This is a genomic window from Paractinoplanes aksuensis, from assembly GCF_024137025.1.
Lineage (GTDB): Bacteria > Actinomycetota > Actinomycetes > Mycobacteriales > Micromonosporaceae > Actinoplanes > Actinoplanes aksuensis.
Genome location: NZ_JAMYJR010000016.1, coordinates 187625 through 205670 on the forward strand (window position 1 = coordinate 187625; position 18046 = coordinate 205670).

The following is an 18046-nucleotide window of genomic DNA, read 5'->3' on the forward strand; positions in this document are numbered from 1 at the left end:
TGTGCCCTGGGGCGCGGCGCGTACTGGGGGGAAACGCGCATGTCCGAGCATTACTACGTGGGCGACGCGGCCTTAGCCGCGCCGCAGATCGTGCTGAGCGCCGACGAACGCGTGCTGTGGAGCGGCCGCTGCGCCGTGGCCGAGTACGCCTTCGACGTGCCCGCCTCGCTCCCGCGGTGGACCCTGCCCGAGGAGACCGAGGTCGTCATCAGCGACCAGCGGGTGCTCTACCTGGGCCCCGGCGCGGCCGAGACGGGCGAGCTGCGCTGGTCGTGGCCCCAGCACCTGCGCGTGCAGCCCGGCAGCCGCGAGACCGGGCGCCAGGCCACCGTCACCCAGATCCAGCTCGTGTGCGCGGGGCCGGGCGGCAGCTTTCCGGCGCTCGTGTTCGCCGGGGGCGACCTGGCCACGGTCCGCGACGCCGACCGGGTGGCCAACCTGCTGCGCCAGGCGATCGCCCGCCACCGGGTCGAGCACGCGGCCGAGCTGGGCATCGCTCCGCAACAGGTCCGCATGCTGTCCCGGCTGGTGATCGGGCCCGAGTTCAACAACTTCCAGGGTGGCGAGGGCCAGACGGTCTCGCTGATCGGCGCGGTTTCGGTCGAGGCTCACGCCGCGCCCAGCGCCCTCGAGCAGTACTCGACCGCGCCGTCCTCGGGTGTTTCTTCCCCTGTCACCCCTTCCTCAGCGGCCCCCTCGCCGGCCGCTCCGACTTCCGCGGCACCCTCCTCAGCTGCGCCGACCTCGGTGGCCTCTTCCTCAGGCGCGTCTTCCTCGGCCGCGTCGGTCGAGTTCGCCGCGCCCGGATATGCACCGGTGGCACCGGTCGTCGCCCCTCAGTCGCCCGCTGCGACCCAAGCGGCGTCAGTCCTGCCCTCGGCGTGGGGCGGCTCGTCGCAAGCTTCCTCGGCCCGACCGAGCTCCCCCTCAGCCACCGGCCCCGCCGCCATCCCGTCCGCGTGGGGCGGCTCGTCGTCATCCGCCGCCCGTGACAACTCCTCGCGGGCCGATGCGTCCTCAGCATGGGACAGCTCAGCGTCGCCCGCCGCTCGCCCGGCGCGGGCGGGCTCGTCGCCGTCCGTGAGCGCCCCGCCGGGGTCATCCATCCCGTCGGCCTGGCGCACCTCGCCGTCACCCGCCGGCCGTTCCGCGCGCGAGACCTCAGCGCCGACCGTCGCGGGCCCCTCCACCAGCGATGACTCTGCGCCGAAGATGCCCGTGGCCCCCTCCGCGCGGCAAGGCTCATCATCGTCCGCGCGGGAAGGCTCGTCGTCGGCCCTGTCCGCGTGGGACGGCGTGTCGCCGGCCATCTCCGCTCGCAACAGCTCGTCGTCGCCCTCGCCCGCGTCGGGCGGCTCGTCGTCAGCCTCGCCCGCGTGGGACGGCTCGTCGGCGGACGAAGTCACCGCGCCCTTGGCGCGGGACGGCTCCCCCCTCGCGTGGGACAGCGCCTCGTCGGCCATCACATCGGCCTGGGAAAACGCCCGCCCGGCCACCCCTTCGAGCTGGGACTCGCCCGCACCGGAAGCCCCCGACGCGGGCGGCCGGTCGGCCGAGCGCACCGCCCGTCTCACGCCGCAGCGGGAGGCGTGGTCGGCCCGCCCGGCCGAGGAGTCAGCCCTGCACGGCCACCCCGACCTCGACGCCCGCGCGGCCGAGCTGGCGGCCCGGGTGGCCAACCTGGTTTCCGGGGGCGCCGCCCCGCTCGGCGGCCAGCCGGTGGTCGACCCGGAGAACCAGACCAACCTTTCCGCCTACCTCGACGTCCCGCCGCCCGCGGCGCCCCGGCCGCGCGCGGCCGCGGAGAACGAGGACGAGACCAGCGGCCGGGCCGAATCGGTCCGCCGCACCGCCGCCCGGTTCGCCGGCAACGCGGCCCGAGGGCGCGGCAGCGCCCCGCGCCACGACGGCGAAGTGGGCAGCAGCGGGCGGGGCAGCCACCGCCAGGGCTGAGATAGACCGGGCCGTCTCGGGGCGGCCCGGTCTTCCGCTGCTCTTACTGTTCCGCGCTCTTCAGCGGGGACTTGTCGGCGAGCGGGCCGCCGGCCGGGACGAAGCAGGTGCCGTTGGCGACCCGTTCGTCGTGCAGCTTGTGAGCCCGGCCGAGCAGGGCCATCAGCTCGTCCTCGGCCCGGATCCGCGCCCGGTACTTCTCGGGCAGGCTCTTGAGGCGCGCCTCCTCGACCAGCAGCCGGTGGAAGATCTCGTCGCAGTAGGCCGGGTCGGTCTCGATGTCGAGGAATTCGTTCGCGTGCCGGCGGGCCGCCGCGACGTACGTCTGGGCCCGGCCCTTGGGGCTGAGCAGCGACGCCACCACGGTGACGAACAGGATGCCGATGATCAGCGAGAGCGACAGCGCGGTCGAGATCTCGACGACGTGGATCGACTCGCCGTTGTTGATGAACGGCACGTTGTTCTCGTGCATGGCGTGCAGGATCAGCTTCACGCCGATCAGGGCCAGGATCGCGGCCAGGCCGTACGAGAGGTAGACCAGCCGATCGAGCAGGCCGTCGATCAGGAAGTAGAGCTGACGCAGGCCCAGCAGCGAGAACGCGGTCGCGGTGAAGACCAGGTACACGTTCTGGGTGAGGCCGAAGATGGCCGGGATCGAGTCGAGCGCGAACAGGATGTCGGTGCCGCCGATCGCCACCATGACCAGCAGCATCGGCGTGAGGACGCGCTTGCCGTCCTCGTACGTGAAAAGCTTGTCGCCGTCGTAGTGGTCGGAGGTCCGCAGCAGCTTGCGGGCCACCCGGATCACGATGTTGTCGGGCGGCGAATCGTCGCCGTGCTGCTGGCGCAGCAGGTTGCCCGCGGTGACCAGCAGGATCAGGCCGAACAGATAGAACACCCAGGCGAACGAGTTGATCAGCGCCGAACCGAGGAAGATGAACCCCGTACGGGCCAGCAGCGACACGACGATGCCGACGAGCAACACCTTCTGCTGGTCGGCCCGCGGCACCTTGAAGCTCGAGAACAGCAGCAGGAAGACGAAGAGGTTGTCGACCGACAGCGCCTTCTCGGTGACGTAGCCCGCGAAGTACTCGGCGCCCATGTCGTTGCCGCCGAAGATCCACACCCCGACGCCGAACAGCACGGCGATCGACACGTAGACCACCGTCCAGCGGGTGGCCTCGCCGAGCGACGGGATGTGCGCCTTGCGTACGTGGAAGAAGAAGTCGTACAACAGCAGACCGACGATGCCGAGCACAGTCAGCAGCCACACCACACCCGACACATCCTGCATGCCGCTCATCGTAGGGCCGATGTGTTTCTTCGCGCTTTACGTGAGCGCGGCTCGACGTTGCGAATCGGTGAGGAAGAGCACTCCGGTCAGGTCGGCGCCCCGCAGATCCGTCCCACGCAGGTCCGCCCCCGTGAAGTCGGCCCGGCGGAGGTCGGCGTCGCGCAGGTCGGCTCCGATCAGCAGCGCCCCGCGGAAGCTGGCCCCGCGCAGGTCGGCCCCGCGCATCTTGCGGCCGATCAGCTGCGCGCCCCGGTGGTCCGGGCGTCCCTTGATCGAGGCCCGGGCCAGGTCGCTCGCCCGCTGCAGCAGCGGATTGACCCGCCGCCGCTGAGCGTCGACGTCGAGCGCTCGGAGCTCCGCCGGTGACCCGGCGGCGAGGTGGTCGATGCGGGCGAGAGCGTCCCGCAACTTCCCGTGTACGGACTGAGCCTCGGGCAACGTCAAGGCCTCGCTCACCAGCCACATCAGTTCGTGCAGCTGCCGCACGATCGGCAGGAGGCCCAGCATCTCGGGCTTGGAGTGCCAGTCACCGCCACCGAACGTCTCCTGGGTGATGCGCTGGCCCGCGCCGAAGCAGTCGAACACCACGCAGCCGTGGAAGCCGCTGGCATCCAACCGCTCGTGAATCGTGCAGCGGAAGTCGCCCCCGAGGTTGCGGCAGGGCGTCCCCGCGGGCTTGTTGATCGCGAAGTCCGACGATTTGGCGAAGGCCGGCGCGACGCAGCAGAGGGCGGCGCAGCGCGAGCAGTCGGCGTGAAGTTCCCGTTCAGGCATTTCCCCCACTGTCCCAGACCGCGCCGGGAGCCTGGCGAACCGGTCCCGGGATCGTCCGACGCCGCTGCGGTTACCGGCGAGCAACCTCGCGAATTGCCCATCTTCGGACATGAACGAAGGAAGAACGCAGACAACCGTTGTTATGCGATTCTGGCGATTCTGGTAAAGCCCTCCCCGCCGATTCTCGCGGGATCCGACTGCGACATTGGACACACTCGCCGAAACTCAACCTCACCATTCGGACTTTTAGCTTGTTAGATGGCCTTCGAAGCGCTACTTATGCAGGTCAAGGACTTGAGTGAATTGACAGGCGATCGTTACCTGACGCCACCCGGACGACGGGAATCTCATCAGGAGTAGCCGGTTGATCACATGCTGCAACCACTGCAACTCATGATCTAGCAGCGCTCGGAAAAGCAACCACATAAATCACCCGAACAGCGACGGAGGTCATCCCCGTAAAGCGCCGTGGCCGATGCCCTGACGGTCGCGGTAATTGTCTGACCGGGCCATCCTGATCTCCCCCGTTGTCACTACACTGCTGCGAATGATCTCCAGGCTCGTGACTAAGGCCGTCGTAATCGGGGTCGCGGCGACCTTTGCCATCGCTGCCCCCGCATCGGCTGCCGCCACACCTAAGCTTTCCGGACCGGCGCAGGTCGTCGGCTTCGACGAAATCACCATGACCGGCACCGCCGACCCGAACTCGACCGTCCAGCTGTGGGAAACCGCGATCGGATGGGACGACATGCAGCCCGCGAAGGACTGGACGTCGCCCGGCGAGACCGGCCCGGTGCTGGCTACCGCCGACGGGTCCGGAAACTTCTCGATCCGGCGCTTCGTCGACTCGGGCTTCCTCTTCCAGGTCCGCCAGGGAAGCGTGATCTCCAACACGATCACGGTCAAGGCGAAGCTCGCCGTCAAGTTCTGGATGCCGGACCCCCAGCCCCACGCGGTGACGGCCGGGAAGCTGACGGTGATGGGCGACGCCCTTCCCGCGCAGCCGGGCCTGCCGGTGCAGATCCAGCGGCGGCCGTTGGACGGCACCACATGGACCACGGTGCGGACCACTAAGACAGCCGGTGAAACCGCCAAATTCACCGAGACCCTCACCGGCCAGCCGGGGGGCGACCACTACTGGCGGGCCGTCTTCAGCGGCGACGACTCGCAAGGTGTCATCGGCACCACGTCGGGCGAGGTCAAGTACTGGACCCCGGGCGGCTCCACCACCACCCCGCCGACCACCACCCCGCCGACGACCCGGCCGCCGACAACTCCGCCGACGACCAAGCCGCCGACAACGCCCCCGACCACGAAGCCGCCGACAACGACCAAGCCCCCGGCGCCGGCCACCCCGGCGATCCAGTTCACCCGGATCCAGTACGACCCGCCGGGCACGGACTCGGGCAGCAACGGCAGCCTGCTCAACGAGTACTTCAAGATCACGAACATGACGAAGAAGGCCATCAACATCAACGGCTGGACCGTCCGGGACGGCAAGGGCATCGTCTACCGCTTCCCGAACATCAACATCAATGTCGGCCAGTCCTACCTGGTGCGCACGGGCAAGGGCAAGGACAGCGGCTCGTTCCGTCACTGGGGCCGCGCCGGCAAGGCGGGCTACGTCTGGGACAACCTGGGTGACATCGCCTACCTGCGCAACCCGGCCGGCGGCAACGTCGACATCTGCAAGTGGACCAAGCTGGGCCCCGGCTACACCAACTGCTGACCGGCTCCCACCGCGCGCTCTCACCTGAGGCCCGGCTTCTCCGCAACGGGGAGGCCGGGCCTTCTTATATCCCGCCCAACCCCCACGCTTCCTTGTCCACAATCCCGCCCCGTCCACAGCACCCAAGCGCGATCATGCGAACTCCCCGGATAATGACCAGCGGGGGCTCCCCCTTGGGAGGGCGGGTTCTGGCTGGTGGGCCGGCCGAGCCCGCACCACGAGCGATCAGGCGACCCCGGCCGCGTCGAGCAAGATCTCAGCCATCCGTACGGCCTGCCCGTTCACGCCGTCGCCGTGCATCACGCCCCACGCGCTCGCCCCGTCGAACGTCATGACCAGCTGCTGGGCCACCCGCTCCGGCGCCTCGGCGCCCCCCGCCACCAGTTCGCGGCGGAAGAACTCACCGAGCCCGTCCTTGAAGCGCCGCGCCACCACCCGCGCCGGATGATCGGCCGCCTTGATCTCGACCGACGTCGCCAGGAACGGGCAACCGTGAAACCCGGGCTGAGGCGCGACCTCTTCGACCACCCGGAAGACGTGCAGGATGCGCTCACGCGGCGTCCCCGACCCATCCTCAGGCAGCAACGTCGCGCTGTAACCAGGTGCGATGCGCTCCAGGCTCGCCGCCAGCACGTCGTCCTTGCTGCCGAAGAGCTGGTACATCGAGCGCTTCGACACGCCCGCCGCCTTGGTCAGCGCCTCGACCCCGACGTTGACGCCCTCGCGATAGAAGAGGTCGGCTGCGGCGTCGAGCAAGCGCTCCCGGGTGTCAGTCACGCCGACCAGACTACTCCGTCTGGAAACTGATCGGTTTTCCATGTCACATCGTCTTGCCGCGTGGAAACCGATCGGTTTACGGTCGTAGTAGAAACCGATCGGTTTCCACCGACGCGAAAGGCCCGACATGACAGCCATCAAAGACTCCGTCGTCCTCGTCACCGGCGGCAGCCGCGGCATCGGGAAGGCGCTGGTCGACGAGCTGTTCCGGCGCGGGGCGGCCAAGGTCTACGCCACGGCGCGCGACCCGCGGACCGTGACCCACCCCGACGCCGTACCGCTGAAGCTCGAGGTCACCGACGAGGCCTCAGTCGCCGACGTGGCCGCGCGGGCCTCCGACGTGACGATCCTGATCAACAACGCGGGCGCCTCGGCCGGCGCCTCGTACCTGACCTCGCCGCTGGACGAGGTGCGGCGGGACCTCGACACCAACTTCTACGGCCCGCTGCTGGTGACCCGGGCCTTCGTACCGGTGATCGAGGGCAACGGCGGCGGTCACCTGCTCAACGTGCACTCGGCCCTGTCCTGGCTGGCCGACGGCGGCCCGTACAGCGCCTCCAAGGCCGCCCTCTGGTCGCAGACCAACTCGCTGCGCCTGCAGTTGCGCCCGCGCGGCATCGTGGTCACCGGTCTGCACGTCGCCTACGTGGACACCGACATGACCGCGAAGATCGACGCCCCCAAGTCGGACGCGGGGGACGTGGCCGCGGCCGCGCTGGACGGGGTCGAGACGAACGCGTTCGAAGTGCTGGCCGACGAGGTCTCGCGCGGGGTCAAGTCGGGCCTGTCCGGCGACATCACGGTGCTGTATCCGCAGCTGGCGGCCTGACGAGCCTGGGGCGGGTGGGGGCCGCCCCAGGCTCGGGTTCTATCCGGCGTACGCGTGCATGATGGTTTGATCGATGCCGCTGCCCCCGTCGGCCTGGGCGGTCACGCGCAGCGACAGGAATCCACCGGCCGGCGGCTTCGGGAGCACCGCCTGGAAGGTCCCGCCCGACCGCTTCACGGTGACCGGTCGCCAGCTCTTACCGTCGTCGACCGAGGTTCGTACGGTGAAAGCAGTGACCCGCTGCGGCCGGAGTTCCCGCGACTGGCGCACGGTGAACGTCGCCGCCCGGCCCGTCGCGTGGTTGAGACGGTCGAGCGCCAGGTCGTAATCGACAGCGAGCAGCGGCAGCCGCGCCGTGCCCGGACCGGCCGGACCGGCTGACCGGAACGTCCACGACGTACTGGTCTTCGTCGAGATGGTCTGGATGCGGCTCATGTCCACATCGAACTGCAGCCGGTAGTCAGCGAACTCACGCGGCACCGAGAAGTCCGCCCGCGACGCCGCCTTCGAACCCACCAGTTCGCCGTTGCGATACAGCGACATCTGCCGCGTGAACAGCACCGATCCCGCGACCAGGCAGTCGGTGCGGTCGTGCAGCTCGGTCTGCGTGGTCAGGTCGAAGTGCAGGTTCCCCGACGTACGCGAGGGCGGGGCGGCACAGACCCATTCCGCGCCGTCCGGGTTGTCGTACCAGTCGGAGTGCACCGGCTGGCGGCCCCACTGCTTCTCCGTGCGACTGCCGGGGGCGTACGCCCGGGGACCTTCCTGCCCCATCTGACTGAACTGACCCTCGTCCTGCCAGAGGAAGCCGGGTGACACGTAGTCGGTGCGCACGGCCGGCAACTGGTCGGAGTAGCTGTGCGACAGCCATTCCCCCTGCGGCGTGTACCCGTAGCGGCGCATGGCCGGGATCACCTCGTACGGGAAGGTCATGACGTTGCTGTGCTGCTCGATGCGGCCGAGCTTGGCGTGCTCGGCCCGGGTGACCCGGTAGTTCTCCCCGGCCCGCAGGCCGTTCGGGTGAGCCCGCAGCAAGTCGTAGTGGTACGGGGTCGGTCGCTGCGTGGGAGAGACCAGGCTGTACGCGGTGTAGACGCGCATGGTTCCGGCCTGCGGCTTCGGGATCGGAGCGACCGAGAGACGTACGGGATCGGCGCCGAAGACCGAGAACTGCTGGACCCAGCTCAGCCCGGTCGCGGCCGTGCGGTACATCGAGACCGACGCCTCGTCGATGCGGGTCGACACTCCGTCCACAGTGGCGCTCAACGGCTCGGCCCGGGCCGGATCGGCGTTGATCCGCAGGTCGCCGCGCACGGTGATCTCGTCGTTGACCACGGTGACCCGCGAGCTCTCGTAGTCGGGCGGGTTGCTGAAGTAGCTCGTCTGCAACGCGTACCGACCGGCGGGCAGATCGGCGAAGCTCAGCGTGTCGCCGGGGTCGCCGCTGGTCCCGCGGGCGGCCACTGCCGGGTCGTCCTCGTTGATCACGCTGGCCGTGACCAGGGTCGTGCCGCCCTCGTAGGCGTCCGGAACCGGCTTGGTGGCGACGGTCAGGGTGTGGCGCGGCCCCGGGATCTCGAAGGTCACCGGGGTGCGGCTGACCAGATCCCCCTTCGGCGTACGCGCGGTGACGACGGCCTCGAAGAAGCCGGTGCGCCCACGCAGGGCCGACCGGTCGATCCGCAGCGTCGCGTTGCCCGTCCCGTTACGACCGATCTTGATCGTGGTCGTGCTCAGCGCCGCGCCACGCTCGGCCACGTCGAGCCGCAGCGTGGTGGCCTCGGTCGCCGCCCACTGCAATGACGCGCTGGTGCCGGTCGCGCCCAGGGCAACTACCGGCGTACGGCTGACCACGCTGCCCAACGCCCGCGCGGCGTCGACCCGTCCGGCGCCGGCGGTGTAGACGTTCGAGCCCGGCACCGGGTCGGTGGCGCCGATGGCGGCCGCCTTGAGCTCGGCCGCGGTCCAGCCGGGGTGACGCTGTTTGATCAGGGCGATCTCGCCGGCCACGTGGGGCGTGGCCATCGAGGTGCCGGACAGGCTGACGTAGCGCGCGTCGATCGGCGCGCCCAGCGTGGTGCCCTCGGCCCGGCCGGCCACGATGTCGACGCCCGGGGCGGTCACCTCCGGCTTGGCCGAGCGCGCGACGGTGAGCGGGCCCCGGCTGGAGAAGTCGGCGATCCGGTCTTTGGCGTCCACAGCACCGACAGTGAGCGCCGAGGCGGCGTTGCCCGGCGAGGCGACCGTGCCCGGGCCGGGACCGTCGTTGCCGGCCGCGACCACGAACAGCGCGCCGGTCGACGCGCTCAACTGGTTCAGGGACCGGGTGAGCGGGCCGTCCTCGCCCGAGAGCGAGTCGCCCAGGCTCATGCTGACCACGTCGGCCCGGGCCGCGGCCCACTCCATGCCGGCGATGACCTGCGAGTCGGAGCCGCCGCCGTGCTCGTCGAGCACCTTGCCGACCAGCAGCGTGGCGTCCGGGGCGACACCGCGCCGGGCGCCGCCCGAGGCCGCGCCGGAACCGGCCACCGTGGTTGCCACGTGGGTGCCGTGTCCATTGAGGTCGGTCGCGTCGCCGCCCTCGTCGATGAAGTCGGCCCGCTCGGCGACCCGGCCGGCCAGGTCGGGGTGGGTGAAGTCTGCGCCGGTGTCGAGCACGGCGACGCGGACCCCTCGACCGGTGAAGCCGGCCTTCCAGGCCTGCGGGGCCGAGATCTGGGCCAGGTTGGTGTCGAGGCGGCCGGAGCCGCGCAGCGGGGTGGCCCGTACGCGATGGTCGAGCCAGATCTTCTCGGCGGCGCCGCTGCTGCTCCTGCGGGCGGCCGCGTCCTGCTTCTTGGGCAGGCGCACGGCCACGGCGCCGATGCTGGGCAGGGCCTTACCGGCGATCCTGGCGTTGCCCGACGGCCGCATGATCACCGGCAGGTCGGGCGAGCGGGCGTCGTCGTACCCGTTGGCGATGAGCGTGGTGACGTCGAACAGGTCCTCGTCGTAGAGCGTGCCGATCTGCCCGGCGACCGAGGACGGGATGACGTGGACGTGCCCGTCGGGGTCGCAGCGGCGCACTATGGCGCCACTGCGGGCGGCGGGCTGCACCCGGACGCCGCCGCAGCCCGGAATGTCCGGGCTGACGGTCACGACATCACCGGTGAGCAGGGTGACGGTGTAGGGAACAGTGCCACTCGGGGCCGCTGGTGCGGCCTGCCCCGCGGTGGCGGGGACGGCGGTCAGGCCGGCCACGAGCAGGCCGGCCGCGAGCAGGCGGCGGGTCCTCACGTGCAATGGAGGCTCCTCGATGGATCTCCGCGCGGGTTGCGCGTCGGTGCGCAAGATCGTGCAACGCGGTTGCCCGAAGATCCACTGCCACCTTGTATTAATTAATGGAAAAGTAACTATCTCCGGCTCGCGGGCTTCGCCGGAAATTGTCGGAGGGCGTTGTTAGGGTTCCGCCCGTGACGATCAATGAGAAGCTCAGCACGTTCGCGGGCCTGCCGATCGTGGCCTGGGATGCCGACGAGGCGCCGGCCGATCCGACCGCCGTGGCCTGGCGCCTCGAGATGGAAGAATTCGACGCCGATGCCGCCGAGTTCGAGCGCGCCTTCGAAGAGCTGCTGAAACGCACCGGCGAGGGCGGCCCGGTGGCGCTGGTCGTCGGCGAGTGGGGCGAGGCCTACGAGCGCAGCTTCCCGGTCGATCTGATCGTGCGCAACGCTGCCCGGCTCAGCCGGCTGCGCTTCCTGTTCGCCGCCGAGCTCACCTATGAGCAGTGCGAGATCTCCTGGATCAAGCAAGACGATCTGACCCCGTTGCTCGAGGCGTTCCCGCGGCTCGAGTCCCTGTGGGTGCGCGGTGCCGACGGCCTGGTGCTGCGCCCGGTGCGCCACGAGGGCCTGCGTGAACTCGTCTTCCAGTCCGGCGGCCTCCCGGTCGACGTCGTCCGCGCCGTCGCGGCCAGTGACTTCCCCAACCTGACCCGTCTCGAGCTGTGGCTGGGCGTCGACAACTACGGCGGCGACGCCCGGGCCGACGACCTGGCCCCGATCCTGGCCGGCCGGGCCCTGCCCGCGCTCACGGCGCTCGGCCTGCGCAACGCCGAGATCGCCGACGAGGTGGCCGCGGCCCTGGCCGCCGCGCCGGTGGTGGCCCGGCTGACCGAGCTCGACCTGTCGATGGGCGCGCTGTCCGACACGGGCGGCGAGGCGCTGCTGGCCGGTCAGCCGCTCACCCACCTGAAGTCGCTCGCCCTCACCCACCACTTCCTCTCCGACGAGCTGGCCCAGCGCCTGGTCGACGAGCTGCCCGGCGTCCGGGTCGACATCGCCGACCGGCAGCAGGAAGAGGAATGGGGCCGTTACACAGCGGTCGCGGAATGACGCGGCTGGCCGTGGTCGGCAACCCGCAGAACCGCCGGGTCGGGCTCTTCGCGGCGGCGGTCGCGCGGGCCGGTCGGGCCGCGCCCGCGGTCTATCCGTGGCGGTCCGTGCTCACCGGCGGCCCGGTGCCCGGCCCGGGCGAGACCGTGCGGATCGACTCGCCGGGCGAGGACGCCGAGGTCGACCGGCTGCTGCGCGGCGCGGCCATGGTGGTCGCACCGGGCGAGATCGACGGGGGCGCGGCGGCGTACGCGGGCCTGGGGGTGGCTCTCGACCGCATCGCGGCCGGTGGCGGTCACCTGCTCAATCCGCCCGGCGACATCCTGACCATGAGCGACAAGCGCCGCTGCCATGCGCTGCTGCACGCGGCCGGCATCCCGGTTCCGCCGGCCCTGCCCGAGGTCGACGGCTACGCCGCGCTGCGGGCGGCCATGCGCGCGAGCGGGTGGTCCCGGGTCTTCGTCAAGCCGGCTCACGGGTCGTCCGCGTCCGGGGTGCTGGCGCTGGCCGTCGCCGGCGCCCGCATCCAGGCCACCACCTCGGTCGAGCTGGGCGACGACGGCCGGCTCTACAACAACCTGCGCGTGCGCCGCTACGACGACGAGGCCACGATCGCCTGCATCGTCGACCGGCTCGGCCCCGACGGCCTGCACGTCGAACGCTGGTATCCCAAGGCCGGGCTGGGCGACCGCGTGCTCGATCTGCGGGTGCTCGTGATCGCCGGGGAGCCGTCGCACGTGGTGGTACGGGCGAGCCGCACCCCGCTGACCAACCTGCACCTGGGCAACGTCCGCGGCGACGTGGCGGCCGTGCGGGCCGCGGCCGGGCCCGTCGGCTGGGCCGAGGCCATGGCGACCTGCGCCGCGGTGGCCCGGTGCTTCCCGGGCAGCCTGCACGTGGGCGTCGATCTGATGTTCCGCGCGGGCTGGCGCGGGCACGCGGTGGCCGAGGTCAACGCGTTCGGCGACCTGCTCGTGGGTCACGACACCTACGACGCCGAGGTGGCCGCGCTCGACCGCCGGGAGGCCGCGTGCGTGAGCTGATCGGCGGGCACGACCTGCTGCTCGTCACCCTCGACACGCTGCGCTACGACGTGGCCGTGGCCGAACTGGCCGCGGGCCGCACGCCGACGCTGGCCCGGGTGCTGCCGGGCGGGCAGTGGGAAAGGCGGCACACTCCGGCCAGCTTCACCTACGCGGCGCACCACGCGTTCTTCGCCGGGTTCCTGCCCACTCCGGTGACGCCCGGGCCGCACGAGCGGCTGTTCGCGGCCCGGTTCGCCGGCAGCGAGACGAGCGGCCCCTCGACGTACGTCTTCGACGCCGCCGACCTGCCGACAGCGCTGGCCGAAGAGGGCTACCACACGGTCTGCCTGGGCGGCGTCGGCTTCTTCAACCCGGGGGCGCCGCTCGGTCGCGTGCTGCCCGGCCTGTTCGCCGAGTCGCACTGGGAACCGGCCTTCGGGGTCACCGCGCCCGGTTGTCTCGGGGCTCAGATCGACCATCTGCGGGGCATCGTCGCCGGGCTGCCCGCCGACCGGCCGCTGTTCTCGTTCATCAACGTGGCCGCCCTGCACCAGCCGAACAAGCACTACCGGCCCGGCGCGACCGCCGACAGCCTGGCCAGCCACGCCGCCGCTCTGGCCTATGTGGACGGCGAGTTGGGCCGGCTGCTCGAGCTGGTGACGAGCCGGGGCCGGCCCTGCCAGGTGATCATCTGCTCCGACCACGGCACGCTCTACGGCGAGGACGGCCACGTCGGCCATCGCGTCGCCCACGAGGCGGTCTGGACCGTGCCGTACGCCGACTTCGTCGTGAGGCCACAGTGACGCTCGACCAGTCCCCCTACCAGGGCTATCTCTACGCCTACCCGCACAAGACGGCCTATCGGCAGCTGTCGCCGCGACGTCCGCTGAGCGAGGTGTGGGCCGCGGAACGGCGGGACGCGCTCTTCGGGTACGTGCATCTGCCGTTCTGCGAGATGCGGTGCGGCTTCTGCAACCTCTTCACCCGCGCCAACCCGCCCGCCGAACAGGTGACGGCCTATCTGGCCCAACTGAAACGGCAGGCCGCTGCCGTCCGGGAATCCCTGGCCGGCGACGCCTCGTTCGCGCAGCTGGCGATCGGTGGCGGCACCCCCACCTACCTCACCGCGCCCGAACTCGAGTCGCTGTTCGAGATCGTCGGGCTCGCCTTCGGCCGCGACCGCCGGCCCCTGTCGGTCGAGACGTCGCCGGCCACCGCCACGCCCGATCGGCTGGCCGTGCTGGCTGCGCACGGCACGACCCGGGTCAGCATGGGCGTGCAGAGCTTCCTCGACTCCGAGGCCCACGCCGCCGGTCGGCCCCAGCGGCTGGCCGACGTGCTCGCCGCGCTCGAGGTCATCCGGGCCGCGGAGATTCCGGTCCTCAACGTCGACCTCATCTACGGCATCGACGGGCAGACCGCGCAGACCTGGCAGCACTCGCTCGACGAGGCGTTGCGCTGGCAGCCCGAAGAGCTCTACCTCTACCCCCTGTACGTTCGTCCGCTGACCGGTCTGGGCCGGCGCGCCGGCGGTCGCGAGGGCTGGGACAGCCAGCGACAAGAGCTGTACCACCAGGCGGTCGAGGTGCTGACCGCCGCCGGTTACGAACAGCAGTCGATGCGCCAGTTCCGGCGGGCCGGGGCGCCGGCGATCGACGGCCCCGACTACTGCTGCCAGGACGACGGCATGGTCGGCCTCGGCTGCGGCGCCCGGTCGTACACGACGTCGCTGCACTACTCGTTCGACTACGCGGTCGGCGTCACCGAGGTCCGGGCCGTCATCGACGACTACCTCTCCCGTCCGCCCGGCGACTTCCGCTACGCCGAGATCGGCTTCGACCTCGACCAGACCGAACAGCGCCGCCGCTGGCTGCTGAAATCCCTGCTCCGGCGTACGGGCGTGGACGCCGACGCCTACCGCGAGCGCTTCGGCCGCGCCCACACCGACGACTTCCCCCAGCTGAAAGAGCTGGTCGACCGCGGGTGGCTGACCGACGACCACCGCTGCCTGACCGCCGCCGGGCTGGCCCGGTCCGACGCGATCGGCCCCTGGCTGGTCTCCGGCCCGGTGCGCGAGGCGATGGGCGCGTACGTTGCCCGATGACCTCTACGTCTTGTATCGCGGCCCGCTCGCGAGCTGCAACTACGACTGCCCGTACTGCCCGTTCGCCAAGCGCGTCGACCCACCCGAACTGCTGCGGGCCGACCGCGCCGACCTCGAGCGCTTCGCCGGCTGGGTCGAGGCCACCACCGACCGCCGGCTGTCGGTGCTGTTCACCCCGTGGGGCGAGGGCCTGACCCGCAGCTGGTACCGCGACACGATCGTCCGCCTCTCCCACCTGCCGCACGTGGCCCGGGTGGCGATCCAGACCAACCTGGCCGCCCGGGTCTCGTTTCTGTCCGAAGCAGACAATCGGGTGGCCGCGCTGTGGGCCACCTACCATCCCGGACAGGTCAGCCGGGATCGCTTCCTCGACCGCTGCCGCGAGCTGGACGACTTGGGCATCCGCTACTCGGTGGGCGTGGTCGGGTTGCCCGCCCACCACGACGAGGCGGTCGCGTTACGAGCGGCCCTACCCCCATCCGTGTACGTCTGGATCAACGCTGCCGAGGGCCACGTCTACACCTCGGACGAAGAGGCGCGCTGGACGGCGCTCGACCCGCGCTTCGGCGACAGCGTGCGGCCACACCCCTCGCTGGGCCTGCCCTGCCACGCCGGCGAGACAGCCATCTCGGTGCTGGGCGACGGCACCGTGCGGCGGTGCCACTTCATCCCCACGCCGTTGGGCAACCTGTACGACGACAGTTGGCGCTCGGCCCTGCGTCCGCGACCGTGCACCAACAACCTCTGCGACTGCCACATCGGCTACGTCCACCTGAAGCCGCTGGCCCTGCGCGACGTCTACACCGAGGGCCTGCTCGAACGCATCCCCGCCGCCTGGCCCACCACCTGACCACCACCAACTCGCCCTCGCCCTTCAAGGGATCGCCCACCGCCGTTCGATGGCATCGCCACCGCCGCTCAAGGGATCGCCATCGCCCGCCGAGGATCGCTGCCGCCCTCTCGAGGGGTCGCCGCAACGGTGGTCTCCGGGCGTCTTGTGGCTTGGTGTCACGGCCGCCGTCGACTCTCCTTTCCCTCGCCGCGACCGGGTCCCTGCGCCCTTCATGCAAGATCAAGATCCCGCGAATCGCCACGGAAAAATGTCGTACCCGGGCGGTACCGTTCGTGCGTTGCCGGAGCTGGGAGGCCTGATGTATCGGCAGGGAGACGTCTTGATCGTGCCCGTCACCGAGGGCGAGTTGCCGCTGTGCTCGGCCGTGCCCCGAGACCGCCGCGGCCGCATGGTGCTGGCCCGCGGCGAGGCCACCGGCCACGCTCACGTGATCGGCGGCCCCGGCCTGCGTCTGCTGGCCGACCTCGACGACCCCGACCGCATGTTCATCGACGCCCCGCAGTACGGCCGCGTCACCCACGAGGAACACGGCCCGATCTCCCTCCCCGCCGGCCACTACCGAGTGATCCGCCAACGCGAGTACGTTCCCGGCTCCTTCCGCCCCGTCGCCGACTGAGGCCCCGCATGCGCCTGACCGACCACCAGGAAGCCACCGCCGCCGCCATCGAAGACCAATGGCTGGCCGCCGCCCTGGAAACCGCCCCCGCCAACCGCCCCGCCGCCGAAGAGGGCGTCCGAGAGGCCTACCGCCAGGCCGGCCTCCCCGAGCCCGAGCAAATCTTCTGGCTCTCCTCCCCCCGGGCCGGCGCCGTGGCCGCCGCTCTCCTGTCCGGCACCCCTCCCGAGGGCCCCACATGGGTGACCGAGGTGCTGACAGCCCTGCAACAACAAGGCTTCTCCGGCCCCCTCAACTCCACCGCCGCCCGCTCCTCAGCCGACGCGGACACGTCGCTGCTGCGGCCGCAGCCAAGCAAAAACACGGATGCCGCTTCTACCTCGGCGCGACGCTTGCCGCCCGATGAAAGCGCGGGCGCCGCCACCTCACATCCATCTCCTGTGGCTGGCAGTTCGGTGCGGCGCCAGATCCGCACCGAGCCGTGGGCCGCCGCCCGCGAACGAGCCTCACAGGTGCTGGGCGTCGAAGGCTGGTCCCAACTGACCGCAGCCGCCGGCCGCCGTTCCTGGTCTCTGGTGATGGACAGAGTCGCCGGCCGCCTACGCCAACGCCTGGGCGACGACCTGATGGCCGACCTACCCACCACCCTGGGCCGAGCCGCCCGTTCCCGCCTGCTGGACGCCATCTACGGCCAGCACGACGGTGTCTGGCTGGCCACGTTCGAGGCCGCCGACCGCCTGTACCCCGGCGCCGCCCTCCTCGACAACCTCACCGGCCTGGCCACGGTCGCCCGCAACAGCGGCTGGTGGTGGGCCACCTCCCGCTACGCCATCCTGACCGACCGCCCGACCCGAATCGCCCGCGACAACGTGGGCCGACTGCACCGCGGCGAGGGCCCCGCCCTGCAATTCCCCGACGGCTACGCCCTGTGGGCCTGGCGCGGCATGCCCATCCCTACCGACCTGGCCGCGGAACTCCCCACCCTCACCGCCGACCGCATAGGCGCCGAACCCAACGCCGAGCTCCGCCGAGTCATGCTCGAACACTTCGGCTACGACCGCTACCTACGCGAGGCAGGCGCCCAGTCCTTGCACAAAGACGAAACAGGCACGCTCTGGCACCTCCCCCTCCCCGGCGACGAGCCCCTGGTCATGGTCGAGGTCGTGAACGCCACCCCCGAACCCGACGGCACCAGCCGCATCTACTGGCTCCGCGTCCCACCCACAGTCCGCACAGCCCGCGAAGGCGTCGCCTGGACCTTCGGCCTGGAAGCCACCGACTACCACCCCAAAATCCAAACCTGACCCCGCACCCCGCCGCACCCGCAACAGACGTGGGTCTGCCGCGCGGGAGCCGGCGGCGTACGCGGGGGGCTGCGGCGTCACTCCCCCGTCCGCTGAGAAGCCCTGGTGCCCGGTCCGCCCGACCGACAGCAGGCCACGGGCCCACCGCCCTGACCCACGGGCAAAACACTCTGACCTGCAGCAACTGACATTCCAAGGCGCGATTCGACCCCCTGCTGGTCGCCACCGAGGAGAAGGGGTAGGCTTTACCTACCGACGCGGGGTGGAGCAGCTCGGTAGCTCGCTGGGCTCATAACCCAGAGGTCGCAGGTTCAAATCCTGTCCCCGCTACGAGTCGAGGGGCCCTTGTCCGCGGAAAGCGCGGACCGGGGCCTCTTCGCTTATTCCTGGGGGCCGAGCCCCCAGACCCCACGTT

At 70.9% G+C, this 18046-nt stretch carries 14 protein-coding genes and 1 tRNA gene; 11 read left to right on the forward strand and 4 right to left on the reverse strand.

Annotated features, from left to right (window positions below):
- Positions 1-39: 39 nt before the first annotated feature.
- Positions 40-1953, forward strand: coding sequence for a hypothetical protein (locus M1L60_RS16785; protein WP_253238340.1), 1914 nt, complete (start codon positions 40-42; stop codon positions 1951-1953).
- 43 nt (positions 1954-1996) lie between these two features.
- Here M1L60_RS16785 and M1L60_RS16790 read toward each other — a convergent pair whose 3' ends face one another.
- Positions 1997-3247 (reverse strand): TerC family protein, encoded by a 1251-nt coding sequence (locus tag M1L60_RS16790; RefSeq protein ID WP_253238341.1) that lies wholly within the window; start codon positions 3245-3247, stop codon positions 1997-1999.
- 36 nt (positions 3248-3283) lie between these two features.
- Positions 3284-4021: a pentapeptide repeat-containing protein gene (locus tag M1L60_RS16795; protein WP_253238342.1), complete on the reverse strand. Its 738-nt coding sequence runs from the start codon at positions 4019-4021 to the stop codon at positions 3284-3286.
- A 682-nt stretch (positions 4022-4703) separates the two neighbouring features.
- On the opposite strand from M1L60_RS16795, the gene M1L60_RS16800 reads away from it, so the two are divergent.
- Positions 4704-5750, forward strand: coding sequence for a lamin tail domain-containing protein (locus tag M1L60_RS16800; RefSeq protein ID WP_253238343.1), 1047 nt, complete (start codon positions 4704-4706; stop codon positions 5748-5750).
- Positions 5751-5975: 225 nt separating this feature from the next.
- On the opposite strand, the gene M1L60_RS16805 is transcribed toward M1L60_RS16800, so the two are convergent.
- Positions 5976-6527, reverse strand: a complete 552-nt coding sequence (locus M1L60_RS16805; RefSeq protein WP_253238344.1) for a TetR/AcrR family transcriptional regulator — start codon at positions 6525-6527, stop codon at positions 5976-5978.
- A 127-nt stretch (positions 6528-6654) separates the two neighbouring features.
- On the opposite strand from M1L60_RS16805, the gene M1L60_RS16810 reads away from it, so the two are divergent.
- Positions 6655-7356, forward strand: coding sequence for an SDR family oxidoreductase (locus M1L60_RS16810; protein WP_253238345.1), 702 nt, complete (start codon positions 6655-6657; stop codon positions 7354-7356).
- 39 nt (positions 7357-7395) lie between these two features.
- Here M1L60_RS16810 and M1L60_RS16815 read toward each other — a convergent pair whose 3' ends face one another.
- Positions 7396-10632: a S8 family peptidase gene (locus M1L60_RS16815; RefSeq protein ID WP_253238346.1), complete on the reverse strand. Its 3237-nt coding sequence runs from the start codon at positions 10630-10632 to the stop codon at positions 7396-7398.
- Positions 10633-10808: 176 nt separating this feature from the next.
- Here M1L60_RS16815 and M1L60_RS16820 point away from each other — a divergent pair, with 176 nt between their 5' ends.
- From M1L60_RS16820 to M1L60_RS16855, 8 genes are all read left to right on the forward strand, one after another.
- Positions 10809-11729, forward strand: a complete 921-nt coding sequence (locus tag M1L60_RS16820; protein WP_253238347.1) for an STM4015 family protein — start codon at positions 10809-10811, stop codon at positions 11727-11729.
- Positions 11726-12772 carry an STM4014 family protein gene (locus tag M1L60_RS16825; protein WP_253238348.1) on the forward strand — a complete coding sequence of 349 codons (1047 nt, stop codon included), beginning with the start codon at positions 11726-11728 and terminating at the stop codon, positions 12770-12772. The genes M1L60_RS16820 and M1L60_RS16825 overlap by 4 nt, the downstream gene beginning before the upstream one ends.
- Complete coding sequence (locus tag M1L60_RS16830; protein ID WP_253238349.1) at positions 12760-13557, forward strand: STM4013/SEN3800 family hydrolase; 798 nt, start codon at positions 12760-12762, stop codon at positions 13555-13557. Before M1L60_RS16825 ends, M1L60_RS16830 begins: the two co-directional genes overlap by 13 nt.
- A complete protein-coding gene (locus M1L60_RS16835) occupies positions 13554-14858 on the forward strand; it encodes an STM4012 family radical SAM protein (protein WP_253238350.1) in 1305 nt (434 codons plus the stop codon). The genes M1L60_RS16830 and M1L60_RS16835 overlap by 4 nt, the downstream gene beginning before the upstream one ends.
- Complete coding sequence (locus M1L60_RS16840; RefSeq protein WP_253238351.1) at positions 14848-15708, forward strand: STM4011 family radical SAM protein; 861 nt, start codon at positions 14848-14850, stop codon at positions 15706-15708. Before M1L60_RS16835 ends, M1L60_RS16840 begins: the two co-directional genes overlap by 11 nt.
- A gap of 301 nt (positions 15709-16009) precedes the next feature.
- Positions 16010-16327 carry a DUF8820 family protein gene (locus M1L60_RS16845; RefSeq protein ID WP_253238352.1) on the forward strand — a complete coding sequence of 106 codons (318 nt, stop codon included), beginning with the start codon at positions 16010-16012 and terminating at the stop codon, positions 16325-16327.
- A gap of 8 nt (positions 16328-16335) precedes the next feature.
- Positions 16336-17631: a DUF6745 domain-containing protein gene (locus M1L60_RS16850; RefSeq protein ID WP_253238353.1), complete on the forward strand. Its 1296-nt coding sequence runs from the start codon at positions 16336-16338 to the stop codon at positions 17629-17631.
- A 256-nt stretch (positions 17632-17887) separates the two neighbouring features.
- Positions 17888-17961, forward strand: a tRNA-Met gene (locus M1L60_RS16855).
- The last annotated feature ends 85 nt before the right edge of the window (positions 17962-18046 follow it).

Coding starts and splice junctions, on each gene's coding strand:
- M1L60_RS16785 (WP_253238340.1), top strand. CDS start 40: ATGTCCGAGCATTACTACGTGGGCGACGCGGCCTTAGCCGCGCCGCAG.
- M1L60_RS16790 (WP_253238341.1), bottom strand. CDS start 3,247: ATGCAGGATGTGTCGGGTGTGGTGTGGCTGCTGACTGTGCTCGGCATC.
- M1L60_RS16795 (WP_253238342.1), bottom strand. CDS start 4,021: ATGCCTGAACGGGAACTTCACGCCGACTGCTCGCGCTGCGCCGCCCTC.
- M1L60_RS16800 (WP_253238343.1), top strand. CDS start 4,704: ATGACCGGCACCGCCGACCCGAACTCGACCGTCCAGCTGTGGGAAACC.
- M1L60_RS16810 (WP_253238345.1), top strand. CDS start 6,655: ATGACAGCCATCAAAGACTCCGTCGTCCTCGTCACCGGCGGCAGCCGC.
- M1L60_RS16825 (WP_253238348.1), top strand. CDS start 11,726: ATGACGCGGCTGGCCGTGGTCGGCAACCCGCAGAACCGCCGGGTCGGG.
- M1L60_RS16845 (WP_253238352.1), top strand. CDS start 16,010: ATGTATCGGCAGGGAGACGTCTTGATCGTGCCCGTCACCGAGGGCGAG.
- M1L60_RS16850 (WP_253238353.1), top strand. CDS start 16,336: ATGCGCCTGACCGACCACCAGGAAGCCACCGCCGCCGCCATCGAAGAC.